This window comes from Azospirillum sp. B510 (assembly GCF_000010725.1).
Lineage (GTDB): Bacteria > Pseudomonadota > Alphaproteobacteria > Azospirillales > Azospirillaceae > Azospirillum > Azospirillum lipoferum_B.
Genome location: NC_013854.1, coordinates 1,483,171 through 1,505,489 on the forward strand (window position 1 = coordinate 1,483,171; position 22,319 = coordinate 1,505,489).

The 22,319-nt window shown below is 68.0% G+C and carries 25 protein-coding genes and 2 tRNA genes; 13 read left to right on the top strand and 14 right to left on the bottom strand.

Features of this window, described 5'->3' with window-relative positions:
• The first annotated feature begins 66 nt into the window (after window positions 1-66).
• Window positions 67-1,152 carry a pyridoxal phosphate-dependent aminotransferase gene (locus tag AZL_RS06835; protein WP_012973911.1) on the top strand — a complete coding sequence of 362 codons (1,086 nt, stop codon included), beginning with the start codon at window positions 67-69 and terminating at the stop codon, window positions 1,150-1,152.
• Window positions 1,153-1,517: 365 nt separating this feature from the next.
• Here the strand turns inward: AZL_RS06835 and AZL_RS06840 are convergent, their stop codons facing one another.
• The 8 genes from AZL_RS06840 to AZL_RS06875 all read right to left on the bottom strand — a co-directional run bounded on the left by AZL_RS06840 (window position 1,518) and on the right by AZL_RS06875 (window position 7,505).
• Window positions 1,518-1,760 carry a hypothetical protein gene (locus tag AZL_RS06840; RefSeq protein ID WP_247894306.1) on the bottom strand — a complete coding sequence of 81 codons (243 nt, stop codon included), beginning with the start codon at window positions 1,758-1,760 and terminating at the stop codon, window positions 1,518-1,520.
• Between the two features lie 138 nt (window positions 1,761-1,898).
• A complete protein-coding gene (locus AZL_RS06845; protein WP_012973912.1) occupies window positions 1,899-2,516 on the bottom strand; it encodes a GNAT family N-acetyltransferase in 618 nt (205 codons plus the stop codon).
• Entirely contained in the window at window positions 2,492-2,926 is a 435-nt protein-coding gene (locus tag AZL_RS06850) for a GNAT family acetyltransferase (RefSeq protein ID WP_012973913.1), read from the bottom strand. The genes AZL_RS06845 and AZL_RS06850 overlap by 25 nt, the downstream gene beginning before the upstream one ends.
• On the bottom strand, window positions 2,923-3,810 hold the full coding sequence (locus AZL_RS06855; RefSeq protein WP_012973914.1) for a rhodanese-like domain-containing protein: 888 nt from the start codon (window positions 3,808-3,810) through the stop codon (window positions 2,923-2,925). Before AZL_RS06855 ends, AZL_RS06850 begins: the two co-directional genes overlap by 4 nt.
• A gap of 34 nt (window positions 3,811-3,844) precedes the next feature.
• Window positions 3,845-4,552: an alanyl-tRNA editing protein gene (locus AZL_RS06860; protein WP_012973915.1), complete on the bottom strand. Its 708-nt coding sequence runs from the start codon at window positions 4,550-4,552 to the stop codon at window positions 3,845-3,847.
• Window positions 4,553-4,582: 30 nt separating this feature from the next.
• Complete coding sequence (locus AZL_RS06865) at window positions 4,583-5,584, bottom strand: cysteine synthase A (protein WP_012973916.1); 1,002 nt, start codon at window positions 5,582-5,584, stop codon at window positions 4,583-4,585.
• 162 nt (window positions 5,585-5,746) lie between these two features.
• Entirely contained in the window at window positions 5,747-6,358 is a 612-nt protein-coding gene (locus AZL_RS06870; protein WP_012973917.1) for an NUDIX domain-containing protein, read from the bottom strand.
• Window positions 6,359-6,458: 100 nt separating this feature from the next.
• Window positions 6,459-7,505 carry a S1C family serine protease gene (locus AZL_RS06875; RefSeq protein ID WP_148219241.1) on the bottom strand — a complete coding sequence of 349 codons (1,047 nt, stop codon included), beginning with the start codon at window positions 7,503-7,505 and terminating at the stop codon, window positions 6,459-6,461.
• A 226-nt stretch (window positions 7,506-7,731) separates the two neighbouring features.
• Between AZL_RS06875 and AZL_RS06880 the strand changes: the two genes are divergently transcribed.
• A complete protein-coding gene (locus tag AZL_RS06880; protein WP_042442714.1) occupies window positions 7,732-7,911 on the top strand; it encodes a hypothetical protein in 180 nt (59 codons plus the stop codon).
• Between the two features lie 87 nt (window positions 7,912-7,998).
• A complete protein-coding gene (locus tag AZL_RS06885) occupies window positions 7,999-8,241 on the top strand; it encodes a hypothetical protein (RefSeq protein WP_042442716.1) in 243 nt (80 codons plus the stop codon).
• Between the two features lie 6 nt (window positions 8,242-8,247).
• Here the strand turns inward: AZL_RS06885 and AZL_RS06890 are convergent, their stop codons facing one another.
• The 3 genes from AZL_RS06890 to AZL_RS06900 all read right to left on the bottom strand — a co-directional run bounded on the left by AZL_RS06890 (window position 8,248) and on the right by AZL_RS06900 (window position 9,142).
• Window positions 8,248-8,496, bottom strand: a complete 249-nt coding sequence (locus tag AZL_RS06890; protein WP_012973920.1) for a hypothetical protein — start codon at window positions 8,494-8,496, stop codon at window positions 8,248-8,250.
• Between the two features lie 265 nt (window positions 8,497-8,761).
• Window positions 8,762-8,837, bottom strand: a tRNA-Asn gene (locus AZL_RS06895).
• Window positions 8,838-9,068: 231 nt separating this feature from the next.
• A tRNA-Cys gene (locus AZL_RS06900) sits at window positions 9,069-9,142 on the bottom strand.
• A gap of 303 nt (window positions 9,143-9,445) precedes the next feature.
• Here AZL_RS06900 and AZL_RS06905 point away from each other — a divergent pair.
• The 5 genes from AZL_RS06905 (at window position 9,446) to AZL_RS06925 (ending at window position 15,430) form a co-directional block, all read left to right on the top strand.
• Window positions 9,446-10,102: a protein-L-isoaspartate O-methyltransferase family protein gene (locus tag AZL_RS06905; RefSeq protein ID WP_012973921.1), complete on the top strand. Its 657-nt coding sequence runs from the start codon at window positions 9,446-9,448 to the stop codon at window positions 10,100-10,102.
• A 102-nt stretch (window positions 10,103-10,204) separates the two neighbouring features.
• On the top strand, window positions 10,205-10,531 hold the full coding sequence (locus AZL_RS06910) for a rhodanese-like domain-containing protein (protein WP_012973922.1): 327 nt from the start codon (window positions 10,205-10,207) through the stop codon (window positions 10,529-10,531).
• 2 nt (window positions 10,532-10,533) lie between these two features.
• On the top strand, window positions 10,534-11,934 hold the full coding sequence (locus AZL_RS06915; protein WP_012973923.1) for a TolC family outer membrane protein: 1,401 nt from the start codon (window positions 10,534-10,536) through the stop codon (window positions 11,932-11,934).
• 126 nt (window positions 11,935-12,060) lie between these two features.
• The gene (locus AZL_RS06920) at window positions 12,061-12,717 is read left to right on the top strand and encodes a DUF2497 domain-containing protein (protein WP_042442717.1); all 657 of its coding nucleotides are present in this window, start codon (window positions 12,061-12,063) and stop codon (window positions 12,715-12,717) included.
• 64 nt (window positions 12,718-12,781) lie between these two features.
• Entirely contained in the window at window positions 12,782-15,430 is a 2,649-nt protein-coding gene (locus AZL_RS06925) for a valine--tRNA ligase (RefSeq protein WP_173380472.1), read from the top strand.
• An 88-nt stretch (window positions 15,431-15,518) separates the two neighbouring features.
• Here AZL_RS06925 and AZL_RS34105 read toward each other — a convergent pair whose 3' ends face one another.
• The 3 genes from AZL_RS34105 to purM all read right to left on the bottom strand — a co-directional run bounded on the left by AZL_RS34105 (window position 15,519) and on the right by purM (window position 17,537).
• The gene (locus tag AZL_RS34105) at window positions 15,519-15,662 is read right to left on the bottom strand and encodes an aa3-type cytochrome c oxidase subunit IV (RefSeq protein ID WP_086935345.1); all 144 of its coding nucleotides are present in this window, start codon (window positions 15,660-15,662) and stop codon (window positions 15,519-15,521) included.
• A gap of 121 nt (window positions 15,663-15,783) precedes the next feature.
• Window positions 15,784-16,437, bottom strand: a complete 654-nt coding sequence (gene purN / locus AZL_RS06930; protein ID WP_012973926.1) for a phosphoribosylglycinamide formyltransferase — start codon at window positions 16,435-16,437, stop codon at window positions 15,784-15,786.
• A gap of 38 nt (window positions 16,438-16,475) precedes the next feature.
• Complete coding sequence (gene purM, locus AZL_RS06935) at window positions 16,476-17,537, bottom strand: phosphoribosylformylglycinamidine cyclo-ligase (protein ID WP_012973927.1); 1,062 nt, start codon at window positions 17,535-17,537, stop codon at window positions 16,476-16,478.
• Window positions 17,538-17,679: 142 nt separating this feature from the next.
• Here purM and AZL_RS06940 point away from each other — a divergent pair, with 142 nt between their 5' ends.
• From AZL_RS06940 to AZL_RS06960, 5 genes are read left to right on the top strand one after another with little or no spacing between them, the layout of a single operon-like run.
• A complete protein-coding gene (locus AZL_RS06940) occupies window positions 17,680-19,095 on the top strand; it encodes a DUF2066 domain-containing protein (protein WP_247894307.1) in 1,416 nt (471 codons plus the stop codon).
• Window positions 19,092-19,652 (top strand): CDP-alcohol phosphatidyltransferase family protein, encoded by a 561-nt coding sequence (locus tag AZL_RS06945; RefSeq protein ID WP_012973929.1) that lies wholly within the window; start codon window positions 19,092-19,094, stop codon window positions 19,650-19,652. Before AZL_RS06940 ends, AZL_RS06945 begins: the two co-directional genes overlap by 4 nt.
• Window positions 19,649-20,716 (top strand): AI-2E family transporter, encoded by a 1,068-nt coding sequence (locus AZL_RS06950; protein WP_012973930.1) that lies wholly within the window; start codon window positions 19,649-19,651, stop codon window positions 20,714-20,716. Before AZL_RS06945 ends, AZL_RS06950 begins: the two co-directional genes overlap by 4 nt.
• A 13-nt stretch (window positions 20,717-20,729) precedes the next feature.
• Window positions 20,730-21,437, top strand: coding sequence for an HdaA/DnaA family protein (locus AZL_RS06955; protein ID WP_012973931.1), 708 nt, complete (start codon window positions 20,730-20,732; stop codon window positions 21,435-21,437).
• Between the two features lie 23 nt (window positions 21,438-21,460).
• Window positions 21,461-22,240 (top strand): SDR family oxidoreductase, encoded by a 780-nt coding sequence (locus tag AZL_RS06960; protein ID WP_012973932.1) that lies wholly within the window; start codon window positions 21,461-21,463, stop codon window positions 22,238-22,240.
• Window positions 22,241-22,319: the final 79 nt, after the last annotated feature.

Sequence of the window (22,319 nt, forward strand, 5' to 3'; positions counted from 1 at the left end):
CCCGTTTGCGGTTCAATCGGTCGCCTGACGTGCTGTTCGACCGATCCGCTTACGGAGATCGAGGTTATGGACCTGCTCAGCCCCCGTCCCAGCGTTGGCCAGATCAAGCCGTACCGTCCCATCCGCCCGCCGCGTGACGGCCGCCGATGGATCGACCTGTCGCTGACCCACAATCCCCTCGGCCCCAGCCCGTTGGCTCTGGATGCCTATTGCGAGGCGGCGACCCGGATCCACCGCTATCCCGACTGGGACCAGGAACCGTTGCGCCACGCCATCGCGCGCCGCCATTCCATCGATGCCGAGCATATCGTCTGCACCGCCGGATCGGAGGAGCTGATCCATCTGGTCGCCCAGGCCTTCGCCGGTCCGGGTGACGAGGTGCTGTGCCATGAGCGGGGTTATCGCGGATTCCTCAAGGCGATCCGCGCCGCCGGCGCCACCGCGGTCGTCGCCGCCGAGCGCGACATGGTGGTGGATGTCGAGGCGCTGATCGACCGCGCCAGCGAGCGGACGAGAATCTGTTTCCTCGCCAACCCCAACAACCCGACCGGGACCTACATCCCGGCCGACGCGGTGCAGCGCCTGCGCGCCGGCCTGCCGTCCCACACGCTGCTGGTGCTGGATTCGGCCTATGCCGATTATTGCCGGCTGCCCGACTACAGCGACGGCACGGAGATCGTCGAGACCTCCGACAATGTCATGCTGATCCGCACCTTCTCGAAAATGCATGGGTTGGCGGGGCTGCGGGTCGGCTGGGGCTATGGTCCGGCCACGGTGATCGAGGCGGTGAACGCCATCCGCGGCGCCTTCAACGTCTCGCTGCCGGCGCAGTTGACCGCCGCCGCCGCCCTGAGCGATGCCGAGCATGAGGAGGCGACCTTCGCCCACAATGCCCAATGGCTGCCCTGGCTGTCGCGCGAGCTGGCGCGGGTCGGGCTGCGGGTCTATCCCAGCGTCTGCAATTTCGTGCTCGCCCGCGTGCCGACCGATCCGTCGCTCGGCACCCAGGCGGTCATCGACCATCTCGCCCGCCGCGGCATCCTGGTGAAGGCGGTGACCGAATACGGCCTGCCCGACTGCCTGCGCATCACCGTCGGCCGGGAAGAGGAGAACAAGGCGCTGGTTGTGGCGTTGGCGGAGATTCTCGGGTGATGAAAGGGGGCGGGAGGGCTGCGGCGGAACGACGCGCGCAAACAGTCGGGAGACATACCCGCTTTTGATGCAGATCAACGAAGGAGCTAGGTCAATCCGGATAAGGTCCTTCCTGTCTCTAACCCTCCCTGTATCACTGAGCCGGAGCATCCGCATGGATGGCTCCGGTTTTTTCTTTGCCGGTCTGCCGCGGCATGGTGCGGCTGCTGGAAGGCATCGACAAAGTATCGGCCGGTTGACATGCATCAACGCGGGAGGGGGCCGATCGGCGTAGACCTTTGGCTGTCTCTAACCCTCCCTGTTTCACAGGAGGCGCCGGTTCCGGAGCCTCCTGTTTTTTTGTCCGGATTTCTCGGGAGCGGGACCTACGAGTGCGTGCGCGAGCGGCTCCAGCGCAGCACCAGCCCGATCAGCGACAGCGGCACCACCACGACGGCGCCGATCAGGATGTAGGGCAGGGCCCAGCGGCCGGCGTCGATCGCCAGTTCCGCGATGTCGCGCACCGTTTGCCAGCTGTTCGTCAGGATGCTGGCCGGATCGATGTGCAGGAACGACAGCAGGAAGCCGACGACGAAGCACAGCACCAGCGTCCGGATGATCCATTCCACCAAGGGCCAACCTCACACGCGTCGGGGCGGCGCATCCGCCCGGCCTGAGACAACGCGCCGCCCCGCGATCGGGTTCCGGCGCCTTGCCGTAGATGGGGCGGAGTGGGCGCGCTGGTCAAGGGGGGCGTCGCCCCGGTCTCACCCCGCCAGCGGGATATGGGTCGCGGCGCCGCGCGGGATCACGCCGTCAAGCCGCGGGTCGCGGACCTCGCGGGCGACATGGCGGGTCGGGACGAAGCCCATGCTCTGATAGAGCGGCAGCGCTTTCGGATGGTCGAAGGTGCAGGTATTGACGACCAGGGTCTTCGCCCCGCCGTCCCATGCCTTGCGGATCGCGCTGTCGAGCAGCCAGGGACCGAGCTTGTGACCGATGAAATCGGGAATCAGGCCGAAATAGGCCAGATCGGTCTCCGCGCTCCGCCGATCCAGCTCGGCGAAACCGGCCGGCGTGCCGTCGACATGGAGCACCCACACCTCCACCAGCGGGTCGTGGATCGAGCGCTCCAACTCCTTGCGCGGCATGCGGCGGCGTTCGTGCCACAGCCAGGGCTCCCCCACCGTGTCGTAGAGGTAGCGGTAGAAGGACCAGCTCGGCGGATTGGCCCGGACCAGCGCCAAGTTGCCCGCCGGCTGGCGCAGCGGCGCATGGGCGGGCGGTGCCGTCATCCTCAGATAGGTGACGATCACCGGCAAATGGCCCGGCCGGCTCGCGGCTGGCGGAACCGGACGGGTCAGGGAGAAGGGTTGGTCAGCCATTTCTGCATCAGCGTTGAGGGTGGCTTGGCATAACCCAGCCGCTCATAGAAGGCCAACACCTTCTGGTTGGTGCTCCTGACCAGAAGCTGAACCTTCGGCATGCCGGTGGCGGCCAGCCAGGATTCGGCTTCAGCGACCATGCGGCGGCCAAGGCCCCGGCCCTGCTGGGCGGGATCGACGGCGAGGTAATAGATCCAGCCGCGATGACCATCCTGCCCGACCATGGCGGTCGCGACGATCCTGTCGTCGATAAGACAGGCCAGCACGGTGGAATTCTCCTTCGACAATGCAAGGGCGAAATCCGCCGCGGGGTCGTTCCAGGGGACCAGCAGTCCGCAGGCGGACCACAGGGCGACGACGGCGTCGCGGTCCTCCGCCGCGCAGGCCCTGACAGCAATGGAATCGGTCACGGCTGGCGTGGCCCGGTTTCCAGCGGCAGATCCTCCCGCAGGCCCCATTCGGCCCAGGAGCCGTCATAGATCGCCACGTCCGCCTTGCCGGCGGTGGCGAGGCCGAGGGCGATGACGCAGGCGGTGATGCCGCTGCCGCAGGACGCCACCACCGGCCGCTCCAGATCCAGCCCGGCGGAGCGCGCCTTCGCGGCGATGGCGTCCGGCGGCAGCAGAGTTTTGGTTTCGGCGTCGATCAGGTCGGTGTGGGGCAGGTTGAAGCTGCCGGGGATCCGGCCGCTGCGCCGTCCTGGCCAGGGCTCCGCCACCGTCCCTTCGAAGCGCGGCTGGGCGCGGGCGTCGGTCACCTGATCGGATCGGGTGTCGATGTTGGCCAGAACCTGATCGGCGCTGCGGATCAGCTCCGGCCGTTTGCGGGCGGTGAAGGCCGCCGGCTGGACCGCGGCCGGGTCTCCCGAGTCGGTCGGGTGGCCCTCGGCCAGCCATTTCGGCAGGCCGCCGTCGAGGACCGCGACCCGCTCGAAGCCGAACAGGCGGAACAGCCACCAGACGCGCGCCGCCGCCGTCGCCATGCCGGCGCTGTCATAGACGACCACGGTATCGCCGTCGCCGATGCCGAGCGCGCCGACCTTCGCGGCGAAAATGGCCTCGTCCGGGGCCATATGGGGCAGGGGATGGGTATCCGGCGCCGCCACCTCGTCGACATCGAACAGCCGGGCGCCGGGAATGCGGCAAGCCGCGAACTCCGCCCGGATGTCGCGCTTCAGGGCCGGCATGTGCCAGGACCCGTCGAGCGGCTTCAGGCCGGTCCGGCCCAGGTTGCGGGCGAGCCAGTCGGTGGAGACGACGGGGCCGGTCAGCGGTTCGACACTGTTCTCGCTCATGCTGCGCGTCCTTGGGTGGGCGATGGAAGGGGGCTCAGTCCTTCAGCGCGATGACGACGCGCCGGTTCTGCTTGCCCTTGTTTTCGATCTTCGTGACCTCGATTCCGCCGATCTCGCCGGTGCGGGCGACATGGGTGCCGCCGCAGGGCTGCAAATCGACGCCCTCGACATTCAGCAGGCGCACCCGGCCGCCGCCGGCCGGCGGCTTCACCGACATGGTGCGCACCAGCTCCGGCTGTGCCGCCATCTCCTCGTCGCTGATCCAGCGGGTGCCGACCGGCGTGTCGGCGGCGATCAGCCTGTTGACCGCCTCGGCGAGGACGTCCTTGTCGAGGGATTCGGCCGGGACGTTGAAGTCCAGCCGGCTCTTGTCCGCCCCGATCTGGCCGCCGGTCACCGATCCCGGCACCACCGCGCACAGCAGATGGAGCGCGGTGTGCATGCGCATGTGGCGATAGCGGCGCTCCCAATCGATCTCCGCCTCCACCGCCGTGCCGGGGTCGGGCAGCTCCTGCCCCTCCTCCGGCACATGGATGACGTCGTCGGGGCCGGCGTCGCCCTTGACGGTGTCCTTGATGCGGACGGTGAAGCCGTCGAAGCGCAGGGCGCCGCTGTCGCCCGGCTGGCCGCCGCCGGTCGGGTAGAAAACGGTGCGGTCGAGCCGGATGCCGCGCTCATCCACCGTCGTGACGGTGGCGACGCAGTTGCGGGCGTAGGCGTCCTCGCGGAACAGCGCGTCCATGTCTTCCCTGGATTCCTTAATCAGAGCGACTCAGGCCAGCCAGTCTGGCACCGGAAGATTCTTCTCACGGAGGAAGTCGGGATTGAAGAGCTTCGATTGGTAACGCTGCCCCCCGTCGCACAGGATGGTCACCACCGTATGGCCGGGACCGAGATCGCGCGCCACCCGCATCGCCGCGGCGATGTTGATGCCCGACGAGCCGCCCAGCACCAGCCCCTGGGTCTTGATCAGGTCGAAGACGATCGGCAACGCCTCCTCATCCGGGATTTGCAGGGCGTCGTCGATGGGCGCCCCCTCCAGATTCGCGGTGATGCGGCCCTGGCCGATGCCTTCGGTGATGGAGCTGCCTTCCGACTTCAGCTCGCCCGTCTTGTAATAGCTATAGAGGGCGGCCCCCAGCGGATCGGCCAGGGTGATGCGGATGTCCGGGTTCCGCTCCTTCAGCGCCAGCGCGATGCCGGCCAGCGTGCCGCCGCTGCCGACCGCGCAGGTGAAGGCGTCGAGCCTGCCGCCGGTCTGCTCCCAGATTTCCGGGCCGGTGGTGGTGCGGTGGCCTTCGCGGTTGGCGGTGTTGTCGAACTGGTTGGCCCAGATGACGCCGTTCGGCTCGGTCTTCGCCAACTCCTCGGCCAACCGGCCGGAATAGCGGACGTAATTGTCGGGGTTGGAATAGGGGACCGCCGGGACCAGCCGGAGGTCGGCGCCGATCAGGCGCAGCATGTCCTTCTTTTCCTGGCTCTGGGTCTCCGGCATCACGATGACGGTGCGGTAGCCCAGGGCGTTGCCGACCAGCGCCAGCCCGATGCCGGTGTTGCCGGCCGTGCCCTCGACGATGGTGCCGCCGGGGCGCAGCGCGCCGCGTTCTTCGGCATCGCGAACGATGGCGAGGGCGGCGCGGTCCTTGACCGATCCGCCGGGGTTCAGGAACTCGGCCTTGCCCAGGATCTCGCAGCCCGTCGCCTTCGAGGGCCCTTCCAGGCGAATCAGCGGCGTGTTGCCGATGGCGCCGATGAAGCCGTTGCGGATATCCAAGGCGGGTACTCCCGAAGTCTGATGTGGCCAAATCCGGTGTGGATTTCAGCCGATACTATCAGGGCAGTGGACGGCGGTTTCAAGGCTGGGGGTGTGAAACACAGCATTGAACGGGAGTCGCGTGTGAAAATCGGGGCGACGGGCGGGAGCCGCCCCGACCCTTCACGCTTCGCCGAGCCAGCGCTTGCGCAGGGAGTCGCGATGACGGGCGAGCCAGCCGATGGCGATGATGGCGACCGAATTGCACAGGCGGTTCTCGTCCATCAGGCGGATCGCCTCGTCGGCGGGCAGGGCCATGATCCGGATATCCTCATGCTCCTCCTCCAGCCCGCCGGTGGCGGCGAGGTTGCGGCTGTCCACCCGGCCGCAAAAGACGGAAACCAGCTCGGTGAAGGCGCCGGGGCTGACATAATAATCGCAGATATGCTGGATCTCGCCGATGGCGCAGCCGGCCTCCTCCAGCGATTCTCGGCGGGCGACCTGCTCCGGCGCCTCGCCTTCGCCGACCATGCCGGCGACGATCTCGGTCATCCAGGCCGGCCCGCCGGCCGCGGCGGACCCAACCCGGAACTGCTCGATCATCACCACCTTGTCGAGGTCGGGGTCATAGAGCAGGACGCCGACAGCCGGGCCGCGGTCGCACACCTCGCGCGGGGGAAGCGCCTCGGTCCAGGTGCCATCGAACTTCCTATGGCGCAGACGGTAGACGTCGATGGTCAGGAAGCCCTTGTAGACGGTCTTCCGGTCGAGGATTTCGATGTCGGGATGGTTCATGATCGGGGCGGTTCCATGGGTGGCTGTTCGCGGCAGGGTGCTACGCCCCGGCTCCGGCCACAAGCCATCCCGGCGGGGAGTCCCGGCTGGGGACTGCCCATCACAGCGTCGGGTTCAGCCGCAGGAAGCGCACGCGGTCGGCCGAGGTCACCGGGACGGGGGTCAGGGTGGAGCCGCGCATCACCTCCAGCGGCACGACGATGCCGGCCGGCCCCAGGCCCCAGAGCTTGCGGTAGAAATCGGCCAGCCCGCTGAAACGCTGGCCGCCGACGCCGACGATCCAATCGCCCGGACGCAGGCCCGCCGACTCGGCCGGACCGCGCGGCGACACCTTCTCCACCAGCAGCCGCCCCATCTCCTCGCGCAGGGTGACGCCCAGCCAGGGCCGCGCCGGTTCCTGCCGCCGGCCGTAGGCCAGCAGATCGGCCAGGATCGGTTCCAGGGCCGAGACCGGAACGAACATGTTGCCGGGCAGGCCGCGGCCCGGCACCGCTTCCGCCACCAGAAGCGAGCCGACTCCGACCAGCCGCCCCTCGCGATTGACCAGGGCGGCGCCGTTGAAGGCGCGAATCGGCGGGAAGGTGAACAGCGCCTCATCCACCAGATATTCCCAATAGCCGGCGAACTCCCGCTTGCCGACCAGCTTCACCGCCGTCGCTCCGCGATTGCCGCCGCCGCTGAGCGCCAGCAGCGTGTCGCCCTCCTTCACCGCACCGGTCACCGTGTCCGCCTTGGCCAGCCGCATCCAAGGAGCCGAGAACCCCATCTCCGCCCGCAGCAGGGCGAATCCGCTGACGGGATCATAGGCGACCATGTTGGCGGGATAGCTGCGTCCGTCGGCGGCGGCGACCTGGATCTGCGACGCTTCCATCACCGTATAGCCGATGGTCAGGATCAGGCCGGACCCGTCGATGACGATGCCGCTGCCCTGGCGCTCCGTTCCCAGCGTCCGGGCGCTCTGGCTGTCCGGCGGCACGACGGCGCTGATGCCGACGACCGAGCGCAGCACCCGCTGCGGGTCCAGTTGCTCCGGTTCCGCCGCCCGCGCCAGGTCTGCCCGCAGCCCCATCAGCCCATACGGGCCCATTGGGCTGAGGAGGATCGCGGCCGCCAGCCGCAGCACGACCGTTGTTGAGACGACCCGCATGACGCCGCACTCCCGCGCTGGGCAGGGCCAAGGGCACGCCCGCCGCCGCGCGGCCCTGTCCGTCGCGACTCGGGTGACACGGACATGACATTGCGCCTGAAGCACGACTCATCAAGCGGTGCGCCCCTGGTCGCGGCACAAAAGCGTGGTGGCGTCCGGGGCAACCTACCGCCACCGTCCGCTGTTGTTCCGTCCTGGTGCGAAAACCGTCAGGAAAGGCGACAGCATGCCCATCGACAGCGAACAGGAGTTGGAACGGGCCGTCCAGGAGTTCCAGCGTCTGAGCGACGCGCCGGAGGGCTCCGAGGAGGAGCGCCGCCGCAGTGTTCTGGACGCCGACATCAAGGCGTATTACGCCAGATGCGCTCACACGATGCGGCCGGCCAAGCCGCCCTCCACCGGCTGACGGGACGGCGGGCGCGGATGCCGGCCGGCCCTGCCGGTCGTCGGCATCGGCCGTCGGCATCGGCGATCAGAAGGAGAGCGGTCCGCGATGAAGCGACTCGATACCTGCTACACCTGCCGCTTCTGGGAAGGGCAGGGGCTTCGTCAGCGCGGCCCCAAGGGAACCTGCCGGCGCTATCCGCCGGTGGTGACCCCGCGCAGCCCCGAGGGCGACTTTCCCATCACCCTGTCGACCGACTGGTGCGGGGAATGGAAGCGGGTGGCGGTTGGTGCCGCGGCCGGCGATCCCTCGGAGTCCGGCGACAGCCTCTATGACGATCTGGTGGAGTAGAGCGCCTCACCGTGGATGGGGCGGGATCACCAGAACCGGCGTGTTCTCGTAGGCCTGCGGCCTGCTGCCGGCCGTGAGGCCCTCCCATCCGGTGAAGACCAGAAGGGCGAGCAGCACGGCGACCAGGAACAGCAGGGCGGCGGTGACACAGTCCACCGTCCGGAGCGGATGATCACCGGGTCCGGACGCGCGATGGCCGGAGCTGCCAAGCGGCGGGGCGGTGCGGAAATGATCGGACTGGAATGGCAGAAGCACGGCGATCCTCCATCGGCTGGGGACGCCCGGCCCATGACTTCGGACCCGGATTGTTATCAAGTCTACGCCTGGATCGCCGCCCGTGGCAGCTCGCTTCCGGCAAGTCAGGATCGTCTTTTGGGACTAGGTCTCGCCATGGCGGACGACCGTCGGTCCTAGCCCGCCTGCTGTAAACCGAATTCGGTTACTGAGGTGCCACAGTCAAGGCGCAATGACGCGGAAAGAAGAAAGGGCCGGATGCGCTTTGCATCCAGCCCTTTCAATCTGGCTCCCGGTGCTGGACTCGAACCAGCGACAAGCGGATTAACAGTCCGCTGCTCTACCAACTGAGCTAACCGGGATCGGTGACCGGCCTTTCGGTGGCCGCCGTCGTTGGCGTGGCGGGTGTATAGCCGAACCTTCCGGCCCTGCCAAGCCAATTCCAGCAAGAAAACGAATTTTCTTCCGGACGGGGCGGAGAAGGCATTCCGTCAACGAAAACAAGGCCCAAATGCAAAAAGCCCCGCCAGGGCGGGGCTGTGTCCGAGCTATCCGAGGATGCTCGCAAGTTTGTCGGTCAAATTTGCCAGGGTTGGAGGCACGGGCGGGAATCGAACCCACGTACACGGATTTGCAGTCCGCTGCATCACCACTCTGCCACCGCGCCAACCCTGACCGGCACCGGCGCTCCGTTTCCGTCGCGCCCTCGGTGTGGAGCGGTGGTATAGCGGCCCGGAACGGTGCGGTCAAGGCGAATGGTGACGATTTTTGAACATCACCCGCCGGCTTCCCGCATGCCTGCGGCCCGAGCCGCCGCCCCTCGGCGAGGATCAAGGTCTGCGCCCGTGGCAATGAACCCCTGTGGCGTTGTGTTCGCCAAGCCTTTGCGGCTATATACCGCCATGGCAGGAAGCCGTTCGCTGTTCGGCTTGGTGCCGGTGTCGTCACAACACATCAATAAGCGACCGCCATGACCGATTTCGCCGCCGCACGCTATTTCATGGTCGAGGGACAGATCCGTCCCAACAAGGTGACCGATCACCGTCTCGTCGACGTCCTGTCGGAGCTTCCGCGCGAAGCCTTCGTCCCAGAATCGGCGCGCGGCGTCGCTTATGTCGATGACGATCTCCCCATCGGCAAGGGCCGCTTCCTGCTGGAGCCGATGGTCTTCGCCCGCATGCTCCAGGCCGTCGCCGTGCAGGAGACCGACCGTGTTCTCGACGTCGGTGCCGCCGGTGGCTACTCCACCGCTGTGCTGGCCCGTCTGGCGTCGTCGGTGGTCGGGCTCGATTGCGACGACGCGCTGACCGCCGCCGCCTCGGCGGCGCTGGCAGGGCAGGGGATCGCCAATGCCAAGACCGTCACCGGTCCGCTGGCGGAGGGGTACGCCCAAAACGCCCCTTACGACGTCATCGTCGTCGAGGGTACCGTGCCGGAGGTTCCGGCGTCGCTGACCGGCCAACTGGCGGAAGGCGGGCGTCTGGTCGCCATCGTCCAGGGCACGGGCGGCGTCGGCGAGGTCCGCCTGTTCCAGCGCGTCGCCGGCGTGGTGTCCAGCCGCATCCTGTTCGAGGCCCGGCCGCACGCGCTGCCTGGCTTCGAAAAGAAGGCGTCCTTCGTGTTCTGACCGGAACCTCCGGTTGAACCGACTTTGAACTGAACCGTGCAGTTTACCTTGGCGCGGTTCTGCGTTACCGTCGCCATCGCCCTTGCACGAAAGTGAGCACCCATGGCCGCGCCGTTTGAGATCGAGGTGGAAGAACTGGACCGCCGCCGCAAGGCGGATGACGGGCCGGTGATCCTCGACGTGCGCGAACCATGGGAGTTCGCGCTGTGCGCCATCGACGGCAGCCTGCATATCCCGATGAACGGGCTTCCCGGTCGGGTGGACGAGCTGCCGAAGGACCGCGATGTCGTCGTCGTGTGTCACCACGGCGGCCGCAGCGCGCAGGTCACCATGTGGCTGCGTTCCAAGGGCTTCGACCGCGCCATCAACCTGGATGGCGGCGTCGATGCCTGGGCGCGCCGAATCGACCCGAACATGAAGGTCTACTGAACATGACCGTGCGAAGCCGTTTTGCGCGCCGCTGGCTGCTGGCGACGGCCCTGACCCTGACCGCCATGGGCACCGCAGTGACCGGCGCTGGTACGGCCCAGGCGCAGTCCCTGGAACAGGCCCTTGCCCAGGCCTATGCCAACAACCCGACCATCGGCGCCCAGCGCGCCCGCCTGCGCGCTGTCGATGAAGGCGTGCCCCAGGCGCTGTCCGGCTATCGTCCGACGGCCCGCGTGACCGCCGGCGTCACCCGCTCCATGGGTGAGAGCAAGTTCAACGGCGGCTCGACCGGGTCGGAAACCAACGCCAAGAGCGTCGGCGTTACCGCCACCCAGCCGATCTACGACGCCACCGTCGCCCCGGCCGTCCGCCGTGCCGAGCGGCTGGTCGAGGCGCAGCGCGCCACCCTGATCGCCTCGGAACAGTCGGTTCTGCTGGCCGCCGCCCAGGCCTATCTGGACATCGTCCAGAACCAGGCCATCCTGCAACTCCAGACCAACAACGAGCAGGTGCTGCGCCGCCAGCTCGACGCCGCCCGCGACCGCTTCCGCGTCGGCGAATACACCCGTACCGACGTCAGCCAGTCCGAGTCGCGTCTGTCGGCCGCCATCGCGTCGAAGATCTCGGCCGAAGGCACCCTGCGCGCCTCGCGCGCCACCTATGAGCGTCTGGTCGGCGCCGCCCCGGGCGAGCTCAAGGCGCCGAAGCCGGCCTTCCGCCTGCCCAAGAATCTCGACGAGCTGGTCGAGTTGGCCCGCGCCAACAATCCGAACGTCCTGTCCGCCTCCTACACCGAGGCGGCGCAGCGCGAGGCGGTGGACCAGCAATATGGCCGCCTGCTGCCGTCGGTGAACCTTCAGGCCAGCGGCAGCCGCACCTATGATCCGGGCCGTTCGTCCGGCATCGACCTGAACCGTTCGGACAGCGCCCAGCTGACCGCCCAGGTGACCATCCCGCTCTATCAGGCCGGTCAGCCGGAGGCGCTGGTCCGCGAGGCCAAGCAGACGGCCAACCAGGCCCGCCTCCAGATCGAGGAGACCCGCCGCCAGGTGACCGAATCGGCGGTCAGCGCCTGGCAGGCCTTGCAGACGGCGCGGGCCAGCATCGAGTCCTACACGGCGCAGATCAAGGCGGCGCAGATCGCCTTGGAGGGTGTCCGCCAGGAGGCGCAGGTCGGGTCGCGCACCGTTCTCGACGTGTTGAACCAGGAACAGGAACTGCTGAACGCCCGCGTCTTCCTCGTCCGCGCCCAGCATGACGAGATGGTCGCGGCCTTCAATGTCCTGTCGGCCAGCGGACAGTTGACGGCGGACCGCCTGAACCTGCCGGTCGAGAAATACGACCCGCAGGCGAATTACGACAAGACGCGGGGCAAGTGGTTCGGAACGTCGGTGACCGAATGAACGAGACGGCCCGCGCAAGCGGGCCGTTTTTGTATTGTGGCTTTTTTGCCAGCCCTGCCCTAGGTTTGGGTCAGGTTGACGTCTTGGGTTGCCACGATGAGCGATAAGGGCCAGCAAGAACCTTCGATGGAGGAAATCCTCGCCTCCATCCGGCGGATCATTTCCGAGGATGGCGAGCCGGCCAAGTCGGAAACCCAGGCGCCTTCGCCGCCTCCCCCTCCGCCGCCTCCGCCGCCCCCCCCTCCGCCGCCCCCGCCACCGCCGGTCGATGAGGAGGACGATGTCCTCGAACTGACCCAGATGGTGGAGGACGAACCGGACGAGCGGCCCGCCTTCGGTCAACCGAAGCCGGACCCATGGGCCGAGGAGTCGTCCTTTCCGGAGCCGTCGCCGTCCCCACCGCCGCGTTGGGACGAACCGGAGCCCGAACCGCCGCCGCGCCCCGCCGCCCGGCGGCCGATGCCGGCCTTCGACGATTTCGAGGATGACGAACCGCCGCCCCCGCCGCGTCCGCGCCGCCGCATGGTCGATCCCGACGATGGCTTGATCTCGCGTCGCACCGCGGAGGATGCCTCGCACCATCTGACCCATCTGGCGCGCGAGCTGGGCGACGACCTGTCGATCGGCCCGATGCCCATCGGCATCCGGACGGTGGAGGAGGTCGTGCGCGAATTGCTGAAGCCGCTGTTGAAGGAATGGCTGGACGAGAACCTGCCGACGGTGGTGGAGCGGCTGGTGCAGCAGGAGATCGACCGCATGATCCGGCGGTCGCAGAAGTTCTGATCCGCCTTTCCGAGCCCCGCTTTTTGATCCCTGGTTGAGACGTTTCTAGCGAAAGTTCGTGGTGATGTTGGAAAAGACGTACCGGCCCGCCGAGGTCGAGGAGAAGCACTACCGCCTGTGGGAGGAGTCGGGCGCCTTCGCCGCCCAGCCGCAGGGGAACGGCAAGCCCTACACCATCATGATGCCGCCGCCGAACGTAACCGGCAGCCTGCACATGGGCCACGCGCTGACCTTCACCATCCAGGACGTGCTGACCCGCTACAACCGCATGCGCGGCCGCGACGCTTTGTGGCAGCCGGGAACCGACCATGCCGGCATCGCCACCCAGATGGTGGTGGAGCGCAACCTGGCCAAGGACGGCAAGACCCGCCACGATTTCGGCCGCGATGCCTTCATCGACAAGGTGTGGGAGTGGAAGGCCGAATCGGGGGGTACCATCACCCGCCAGCTGCGCCGGCTGGGCGCCTCGCCCGACTGGCCGCGCGAGCGCTTCACCATGGATGACGGGCTGAGCCGCGCCGTCCGCAAGGTGTTCGTCGAACTGCACCGCCAGGGGCTGATCTACAAGGACAAGCGGCTGGTCAACTGGGACCCGAAGCTGCACACCGCCATCTCCGACCTCGAGGTCGAGCAGAAGGAGATCAAGGGCAACCTCTGGCACTTCCGCTATCCGATCGACGGGGAGGACGGGCGCTTCATCGTGGTCGCCACCACCCGCCCGGAAACCATGCTGGGCGATACCGGCGTCGCGGTGCACCCGGAGGATGAGCGTTACAAGGACCTGATCGGCAAGATGGTCCGCCTGCCGCTGGTCGGCCGTCTGATCCCGATCGTCGGCGACGAATATGCCGATCCGGAGACCGGGTCGGGCGCGGTGAAGATCACGCCGGCCCACGACTTCAACGATTTCGAGGTCGGCAAGCGCTGCGGGCTCGAGCAGATCAACATCATGGACCGCGACGCCCGGCTGAACGACAATGTTCCCGAGGCCTATCGCGGGCTCGATCGCTACGAGGCGCGCAAGAAGATCGTCGCCGAACTGGAGGCGCTGGAGCTTCTGGAGAAGATCGAGCCGCATACCCACATGGTGCCGCATGGCGACCGCTCCGGCGTCGCCATCGAGCCCTGGCTGACCGACCAGTGGTATGTCGATGCCGCCACCCTGGCCAAGCCGGCGATCGAGGCGGTGGAGACCGGCAAGACGGTGTTCGTGCCCAAGCAGTGGGAGAACACCTATTTCGAATGGATGCGCAACATCCAGCCCTGGTGCATCAGCCGCCAGATCTGGTGGGGCCATCAGATCCCGGCCTGGTACGGTCCGGACGGCGCCTTCTTCGTCGAAGAGACCGAAGAGGAGGCGCGCGCCGCCGCCGCCAAGCATTACGGCAAGGATGTCGAGCTGACGCGCGACGCCGATGTGCTCGACACCTGGTTCTCGTCGGCGCTCTGGCCCTTCTCGACGCTGGGCTGGCCCGACCAGACGCCGGAGCTCGACCGCTACTACCCGACCGACGTGCTGGTGACCGGCTTCGACATCATCTTCTTCTGGGTCGCCCGGATGATGATGATGGGCCTGCACTTCATGAAGGATGTGCCCTTCCGCACCGTCTACATCCATGCCCTCGTCCGTGACGAGAAGGGGCAGAAGATGTCGAAGTCAAAGGGCAACGTCATCGACCCGCTGGAGATCATCGACCAGTACGGCACCGATGCGCTGCGCTTCACCCTGTCGGCGATGGCGGCGCAGGGCCGCGACATCAAGCTGGCGGTGAACCGGGTCGAGGGCTACCGCAACTTCGCCACCAAGCTGTGGAACGCCGCCCGCTATTGCCAGATGAACGGTTGCGAGCCGGTCGCCGGCTACAGGCCGGTCGGGCTGACCCAGACGGTCAACCGCTGGATCGTCGGCGCGCTTGCCGATGCGGCGAAGAAGGTCGCCGACTCCGTTGACGCCTACAAGTTCAACGAGGCCGCCGGCGCCGCCTACCAGTTCACCTGGGGCACCTTCTGCGACTGGTACATGGAGTTCACCAAGCCGATCCTGGCCGGCACCGACGAGGCGGCGAAGGCCGAGACGCGGGCGACCACCGCCTGGGTGCTCGACCAGATCCTGCACATCCTGCACCCGCTGATGCCCTTCATCACCGAGGAGCTGTGGGAACAGCTGTCGCCGGCCCGCGGCAACCGCCTGATCTCGGCCGAATGGCCGGAATTCGCCGCCGACATCGTCGATCCGGCGTCGCGCGACGAGATGGACTGGGTGGTTCGGCTGATCACCTCGGTCCGCTCCATGCGGTCGGAGATGAATGTCCCGCCGGCGGCGCAGATCGAGCTGAAGCTGAAGGAACCGAACGCGGTCAGCCTGAAGCGGCTCGATACCCACCGCGACCTGATCTTGCGCATGGGCCGCCTGTCCAGCGCCGAGCCGCTGCGAGGCGACGTGCCGAAGAGCAGCGTCCAGGCGGTGCTGGACGAGACCACCCTGGTGCTGCCGCTGGAAGGCATCGTCGATCTTGACAAGGAGAAGGCGCGGCTGGCCAAGGAGATCGACAAGCTGGCGAGCGAGATCAAGAAGATCGACGCCAAGCTGTCGAACGAACAGTTCGTCGCCAAGGCTCCGGAAGAGGTGATCGAGGAGCAGCGCGACCGCCGCGAGGCCGCCGATCAGGCCCGCGACAAGCTGCAAAAGGCGCTGGAGATGCTGGCGGGGTGATCGGCCGGCAGCCGCATGCCCCCACCCTGACCCTCCTCCGCTCGGCGGGGGAAGGATGGGGAGGGGGCATGCGCCCCCAGAAACTCCCCTACAGCGTAAAGATCGCCAGCAGGACCAGAACGGCGATCACTCCCGCGATGCCGAGCTTCATGAATCTGGTGAAGGCGATCCACATTTCCTGATGGGCGCGGACGGTCGCCTCACTGACCGGGTTCGGACTTGTCGCAGCCATATCGATCAACCCTCCAACAGTTTCCCCTGTCGGCGATTTTTGACGCGGGCGCACGGAAAGGCAACAGATTCCGAGCGGAACCGTCGGCCATGCCGGAGGAGCGGTGATCGGAGGAACCGGCTTAAAGCGGCGGGTTCATCATGGCCGCCAGAGCTGGAACCGGGCCGCCGATCCGCACCTGATCGCCATCGACGCGGGCGCGGCCTTCCGCGATCAGGCGGACGGCATGCGGATAGAGCGCGTGTTCGGAGTCCAGGACGCGGTCGGCCAGACTATGGGCGTCGTCGCCGGGCAGGATCGGGACGGCGGCCTGGGCGATGATCGGACCCTCGTCCATCTCGGGCCGCACATAATGGACGGTGCAGCCATGGAAACGGACCCCGGCCGCCAGCGCCCGCTCATGGGTCTCCAGCCCCTTGAAGGAGGGCAGGAGGGACGGGTGGATGTTGATGAGCGCGTTGTGCCATTCCCCGACGAACCAGGGCGACAGCAGCCGCATGAAGCCGGCGAGACAGACCAGCTCGACGTCCGCCTCGCGCAGCCGCGCATCCATCGCCGCCTCGAAGGCGGGCTTGTCACCGGGATAATCGCGGTGGCCGACCACCGCGGTGGCGATCCCGGCCCTGGCCGCACGCTCCAGGCCGAGAGCGTCGGCCTTGTTGGACAGCACCAGGGCGATCTCGGCCGGAAAGTCCGGCGCGGCGCAGGCATCGATCAACGCCTGTAGATTGCTGCCGCGCCCCGAGATCAGGACACCGAGCTTCAACTTGCTCATCAAACGATCCTTGGGACTCTTCCTTGGGTGGGTGTCCCTTACGCGGTCCAGGCCGCGTCCATGCCATTGACCGTGACGCGGGCCTCGCCGTCCTTCAGAGCGGTGACGGTGCCGACGGTATGGACCGTCTCACCACCCTCGCGCAGGATGTCGATGGCTTCGGCCGCCTTGTCGGCCGGAACCACGACGACCATGCCGAGGCCGACATTGAAGGTGCGGGCCATTTCATAAGGCGCGATGCCGCCGGTCTTCATCAGCCAGGAGAAGACGGGGGGCAGGGTCCAGGTCGAGGCGTCGAGCACCACGCCCAGCCCGTCGGGCAGGACGCGCGGAATATTCTCGATCAGGCCGCCGCCGGTGATGTGGGCCAGGGCCCGCACCGTGCCGGCGCGCACCGCCTTCAGCGTGCTCTTGACATAGATGCGGGTCGGGGTCAGCAGCGCCTCGCCCAGCGTCTTGGAGCCATCCCACGGGCAGGCCGAGTCGTAGCCGAGGCCCGATTTTTCCACCAGCTTGCGCACCAGCGAATAGCCGTTGGAATGCACGCCGGTGGAGGCGAGGCCGAGAACGACGTCGCCGGCCTGGACGGCCGAGCCGGTCAGGGCATGCTGACGTTCCACCGCGCCGACGGAGAAGCCGGCGAGATCGTAGTCGCCTTCGGAATACATGCCGGGCATCTCGGCGGTCTCGCCGCCGACCAGCGCGCAGCCGGCCTGACGGCAGCCTTCGGCGATGCCGGCGACGATGTCGCGGCCGGCGGCCACGTCGAGCTTGCCGGTGGCGTAGTAATCCAGGAACAGCAGCGGTTCGGCACCCTGGACCACGAGATCGTTGACGCACATGGCGACGAGGTCGATACCGACGGTGTCATGACGGTTGGCGAGAATCGCCACCTTCAGCTTGGTGCCGACGCCATCGGTGGTCGCGACCAGAAGCGGATCCTGGTAGCCGGCGGCGCGCAGGTCGAACAGGGCGCCGAAACCGCCCAGGCCCGCGTCGGAGCCTGAACGCGCGGTGGAGCGGGCAAGCGGCTTGATCGCTTCGACAAGCGCGTTGCCCGCATCGATGTCCACACCGGCCTGCTTGTAGGCGTCGGACATGTTATAGGACTGGGTGCTGATGGTATCCTCGCTTGGGCTGAGCTATATACCGGGCCTTGGGCTCGGGCCGAACATACTCGAATCGGAAGGCTTTGCAATGCTCCACCGCCGCCGCGCGCCGCTCCCCGCCGGTCTTGCTGCCATGTCCACCGCTCTGGTCCTGACCATGACCGGGCCGGCGGGGGCGCAGACCGGGTCCCTGCCGCCGGCCGCTCCTCCCGCCGCCGCTTCCGCCGCTTCCGCAGGCGCCGCCGCCGCCCCGGCATCGGCGGACGCCTTCGCGGTGACCGGCGTCCGGGTCGACATCAACGGCAGCAACCCGACGACCGTGCGCGATCAGGCGATCCGCGAGGCGCAGGCCAAGGCGTGGGCCGAGCTGTACCGGCGCCTCGTCCCCGGCGGCGGCAACCCGCCCCGCCTGTCCGATATCGAGATCGCCAAGCTGGTCCAGGGCTTCGAGATCGACGACGAGAAGGTGTCGGCCAGCCGCTATGTCGGCGCCATCACCGTGCGGTTCCGCCCCAACGCGGTGCGTGACGCCCTCGGCCAGAGCGGCGGGGCCGCCCAGTATGTCGAGCCGCCGTCACGCCCCTTCGTCATCCTGCCGGTGACGCAGACCGATGGGCGCACCATCCTGTGGCAGGACCGCACGCCGTGGCGCGCGGCGTGGGAGGCGCGGCAGCCCGCCGCCTCGCTGGTGCCGCTGGTGGTGCCGGACGGCGAGCTGTCCGACGCCCAGGCGATCAGCGGCGAGGACGCGCTGGCCGGCAACGCCGACGCGCTCGCCCGTATCGCCCAGGCCTACAAGGCCGGCGGCGTGGTGGTGGCGCGGACCGATCTGCCGGCCAACGGCGCCGATCCGGCGCGCGGCCTGTCGGTGGAGGTCACCCGCTATGGCCTGGACGGCACCCGCGACAACCAGACGGTCCAGGTCAAGGGCGGCACCAGCGCCGACGATCTGCTGGCCCGCGCCGTCGCGGCGGTCGGCGGCCAGCTCGACGAGTCGTGGAAGCGCGAGCACACCACCGCCACCGGGCCGGAGCAGACCAGCACGGTCCGCGTGCCGCTGACCGCGGTGAATGACTGGGTGGAGACCCGCAAGCGGCTGTCGGCGACCAATGCGGTGGGCCGGACCAGCCTGATGTCGATCAGCCGCAACGAGGCGCTGATCACCATGACCTATCGCGGCGATCCCGACCAGCTGGCCCAGGCGCTGGCCCGTCAGGATCTGGGATTCACCCGCGCCGCCGCGCCGTCCGCCGCTTCGCCCGGCCTGCCGCTGCCGGCGCAGTCCGCCGACTGGCAGCTGACCCTGCTGCCGCGCGGGTCGGGCGCGGCCTCGGCCGGCGCCGTTCCCGCCTCCGCCACGCCCGTGACGGCCCCGACGTCATTGGCACCGACGTCATTGCCTCCGACGTCAGTGGCCCCGACCTCGCCGACCCCCTCCCCGCTGGCGCCCTCGGCGCCGATGGACGCGGGCCTGGGGGCGTCCGGCACGGCGACCATGGGCGCGCCGCCGCGCAATCTGGGGACGCTGCCGGCCCGGACGGTTCCGTGAGCATTCCCAACATCATCACCTTCCTGCGCATCGTGGCGGTTCCGGCCGCGATGTACATGATCCTGACCGGCAGGATGGAATGGGCCTTCGTCCTTTTCGTCGCCGCCGGCCTGTCCGATGCGTTGGATGGTGCCATCGCCCGCATGTTCCGCGCGCGTACGGTGCTGGGCGGCTATCTCGATCCGCTGGCCGACAAGGCGCTGATCGTCGGGGTGTATGTCGCGCTGGCCTGGGTCGGGACGCTTCCGCTTTGGCTGGCGATGATGGTGGTTTTCCGTGACATCATGATCATCGGCGGCGTCATCCTGCTGTTCACGCTGAAGGAGACGCTGGCGATGCAGCCGCTCTACATCAGCAAGCTGAACACGGTGGTGCAGATCGCGTTGGCCGCCGCGGTGCTGGCGCCGCCGGCGCTCGGCCTGCCGGACATCCATCTGTACGGGTGGGAGCTGGTCGATGTGCTGGTGTACGCCTGTACGGTGACGACGGTGCTGTCCGGGGTTCTGTACGCGCGGCGCGGGGCGCTGTTGTTCAATCGGCTCGGCGGCGTTCCGTGACGCCGGCCAAGCAACTCCGCTTCTGGCTGATCGGGCTCGGACTGTTCGTCCTGGCGCTGTGGCTGCTTTCGGACATGCTGCTGCCCTTCGTGGTCGGGCTGGCCATCGCCTATCTGCTCGACCCCGCGGTCGACCGGCTGGAGGTGGCGCGGCTGCCGCGCTGGCTCGGCACCACGCTGGTGCTGCTGGGCTTCCTGCTGGTCATGGTGATGATGGCGCTGCTGCTGCTGCCCCTGTTGCAGGGCCAGATCGCCCATTTGCTGGAGGTGCTGCCGACCTACGCCACGCTGGTGAAGGAGCGGCTGATCCCCGCGCTCAACCGCTTCATCCACCGGCTGCCGCAAGACGATGTGGAGCGGTTGCGCGCCGCCGCCGGCGCCTATGCCGGGGAGCTGGCGTCGCTGGTCGGCAACATCGTCACCCGCATCCTGTCGGGCGGGCTGGCCCTGTTCGACATCGTGACGCTGATGTTCATCACGCCCGTCGTCGCCTTCTACATATTGCGCGACTGGGACCTGATGGTGGGCAAGGTCGATTCCTGGCTGCCGCGCCAGCATGCCGAGACCGTGCGCGAGCAGGCGCGCGAGGTGAACGCCACCCTGTCCGGCTTCCTGCGCGGGCAGGCGACGGTCTGTGTGGTGCTGGGCGTCTTCTATGCGCTGGCGCTGTCGGTGGCTGGGCTGGATTTCGGGCTGGTGATCGGCCTGCTGGCGGGCCTGTTGTCCTTCATCCCCTATGTCGGCACGCTGTTCGGCTTCGTCTCCAGCACCGGCCTCGCCCTGTTGCAGTTCGACGAGCTGTGGCGGGTCGGCATCGTCGTCGGCATCTTCCTGTTCGGTCAGGCGGTGGAGGGCAATGTCCTGACACCGAAGCTGGTCGGCGACAAGGTCGGGCTGCATGCGGTGTGGGTGATGTTCGCGCTGCTGGCGGGCGGCAGCCTGTTCGGTTTCGTCGGCGTGCTGCTGGCGGTGCCGGTCGCCGCGGTGATCGGCGTGTTGACCCGCTTCGCCTTGCGACAGTATCTCTCGAGCTCCTATTACCGCGGCACCGACGCGGAACGCTGATGGGTGTGTCCGCATGAGCTTGCCGGCGCAGATACCGCTCGATCTCGGGCACCGGACGGCGATGGGGTGCGAGGATTTCCTCGTGGCGCCCAGCAATGCCGATGCCGTGGCGTGGCTGGACCGCTGGCCGTCCTGGCCGGCCCCGGCGCTGACGCTGTTCGGCCCGGCCGGCTGCGGCAAAACCCACCTGGCCCAGGTCTGGCGGGCCCACAGCCACGCCCTGGTCACCCGGGGCGATGCTCTCGAGTCGGGCGTCGTGCCGTCCCTGCTGGCGCCCGCCAACGCCGTGGTGGTCGAAGATGCCGATCTGGTGGCCGGCAAGCCGGAGCGGGAGGAGGCGTTGTTCCACCTGTACAACCTCGCCCGCGAACAGCGCGGCCATCTGCTGCTGCTGTCGCGCAAGGCGCCGTCGCGCTGGCGGACAAAGCTTGCCGATCTGCGGTCGCGCCTCAAGGGTGCGCCGGCGGTGGAGGTGAGGCCACCCGACGACGCCCTGCTGGCCGCCGTGCTGGTCAAGCTGTTCGCCGACCGCCAGTTGCGGCCGGGGATGGAGGTCATCACCTATCTGCTGGCCCGGATGGAACGGTCGCTGGATTTCGCCCGCCGTCTGGTGGCGGCGCTCGACCATGCGTCGCTGGCCGCCCATCGCGGCGTGACGGTGCCGCTGGCCCGCGAAGTCCTTTCGGACCTGCAACGATCCGGTTCCAGAACGACCCGCTGAATATATAAGGGGAAGAGACGATCATGGATTTGGGCATCGCCGGCCGCCGCGCCATCGTCTGCGCCGCCAGCAAGGGGCTGGGCCGCGCCTGCGCCGTAGCACTGGCCCGCGAGGGGGTTCACGTCACCCTGACCGCCCGTAGCGCCGATGCGCTGGAGGCGACGGCGGAGGAGATCCGCGAGGCGACCGGCGTCACCGTCACCACCGCCGCCGGCGACATCGCGACGGAGGAGGGGCGGGCCGCGGCATTGGCCGCCTGTCCCGAGCCCGACATCCTGATCAACAATGCCGGCGGCCCGCCGCCCGGCGATTTCCATGATTGGGAGCGCGAGGACTGGATCCGCGCGCTCGACGCCAACATGCTGGCGCCGATCTTCCTGATCAAGGCGACGGTGGACGGCATGATCGCCCGGAAATTCGGCCGCATCGTCAACATCACCTCGGCCGCCGTGAAGGCGCCGATTCCGATCCTGGGCCTGTCGAACGGCGCGCGCGCCGGCCTGACCGGCTTCGTCGCCGGCCTGTCGCGCCAGACGGTGAGGCACAACGTCACCATCAACAACCTGCTGCCCGGTCCCTTCGAAACCGATCGCCTGCGCAAGACGATGGAGGGCGGGGCGAAGGCCGCGGGGCGCAGCATCGACGAAGAGATGGAGTTGCGCCGCAAGACCAACCCGTCCGGCCGATTCGGCGATCCGGAGGAGTTCGGTGCGGCCTGCGCCTTTCTCTGCTCCGCCCGGTCCGGTTTCATGACCGGTCAGAACATCCTTCTGGATGGCGGCGCCTTCGCCGGTACTTTGTAGGCAACCGCCATTTTTGGGGGGGAGGGTGGCGGGCGTCCCAAGTTTGTCCCCCCAATTCGTCCTAAAATCCGCCCATCGT

What these genes read in the sequence shown, in the direction of transcription:
- AZL_RS06920 (WP_042442717.1), top strand. Translation starts at nt 12,061, where the DNA reads ATGGAGGAAATCCTCGCCTCCATCCGGCGGATCATTTCCGAGGATGGC.
- AZL_RS06860 (WP_012973915.1), bottom strand. Translation starts at nt 4,552, where the DNA reads ATGGACGCGCTGTTCCGCGAGGACGCCTACGCCCGCAACTGCGTCGCC.
- AZL_RS06835 (WP_012973911.1), top strand. Translation starts at nt 67, where the DNA reads ATGGACCTGCTCAGCCCCCGTCCCAGCGTTGGCCAGATCAAGCCGTAC.
- purN (WP_012973926.1), bottom strand. Translation starts at nt 16,437, where the DNA reads ATGAGCAAGTTGAAGCTCGGTGTCCTGATCTCGGGGCGCGGCAGCAAT.
- AZL_RS06880 (WP_042442714.1), top strand. Translation starts at nt 7,732, where the DNA reads ATGCCCATCGACAGCGAACAGGAGTTGGAACGGGCCGTCCAGGAGTTC.
- AZL_RS06955 (WP_012973931.1), top strand. Translation starts at nt 20,730, where the DNA reads ATGAGCTTGCCGGCGCAGATACCGCTCGATCTCGGGCACCGGACGGCG.
- AZL_RS34105 (WP_086935345.1), bottom strand. Translation starts at nt 15,662, where the DNA reads ATGGCTGCGACAAGTCCGAACCCGGTCAGTGAGGCGACCGTCCGCGCC.
- AZL_RS06845 (WP_012973912.1), bottom strand. Translation starts at nt 2,516, where the DNA reads ATGGCTGACCAACCCTTCTCCCTGACCCGTCCGGTTCCGCCAGCCGCG.
- AZL_RS06855 (WP_012973914.1), bottom strand. Translation starts at nt 3,810, where the DNA reads ATGAGCGAGAACAGTGTCGAACCGCTGACCGGCCCCGTCGTCTCCACC.
- AZL_RS06870 (WP_012973917.1), bottom strand. Translation starts at nt 6,358, where the DNA reads ATGAACCATCCCGACATCGAAATCCTCGACCGGAAGACCGTCTACAAG.
- purM (WP_012973927.1), bottom strand. Translation starts at nt 17,537, where the DNA reads ATGTCCGACGCCTACAAGCAGGCCGGTGTGGACATCGATGCGGGCAAC.
- AZL_RS06940 (WP_247894307.1), top strand. Translation starts at nt 17,680, where the DNA reads ATGTCCACCGCTCTGGTCCTGACCATGACCGGGCCGGCGGGGGCGCAG.
- AZL_RS06875 (WP_148219241.1), bottom strand. Translation starts at nt 7,505, where the DNA reads ATGCGGGTCGTCTCAACAACGGTCGTGCTGCGGCTGGCGGCCGCGATC.
- AZL_RS06925 (WP_173380472.1), top strand. Translation starts at nt 12,782, where the DNA reads ATGTTGGAAAAGACGTACCGGCCCGCCGAGGTCGAGGAGAAGCACTAC.
- AZL_RS06910 (WP_012973922.1), top strand. Translation starts at nt 10,205, where the DNA reads ATGGCCGCGCCGTTTGAGATCGAGGTGGAAGAACTGGACCGCCGCCGC.
- AZL_RS06885 (WP_042442716.1), top strand. Translation starts at nt 7,999, where the DNA reads ATGAAGCGACTCGATACCTGCTACACCTGCCGCTTCTGGGAAGGGCAG.
- AZL_RS06960 (WP_012973932.1), top strand. Translation starts at nt 21,461, where the DNA reads ATGGATTTGGGCATCGCCGGCCGCCGCGCCATCGTCTGCGCCGCCAGC.
- AZL_RS06905 (WP_012973921.1), top strand. Translation starts at nt 9,446, where the DNA reads ATGACCGATTTCGCCGCCGCACGCTATTTCATGGTCGAGGGACAGATC.
- AZL_RS06915 (WP_012973923.1), top strand. Translation starts at nt 10,534, where the DNA reads ATGACCGTGCGAAGCCGTTTTGCGCGCCGCTGGCTGCTGGCGACGGCC.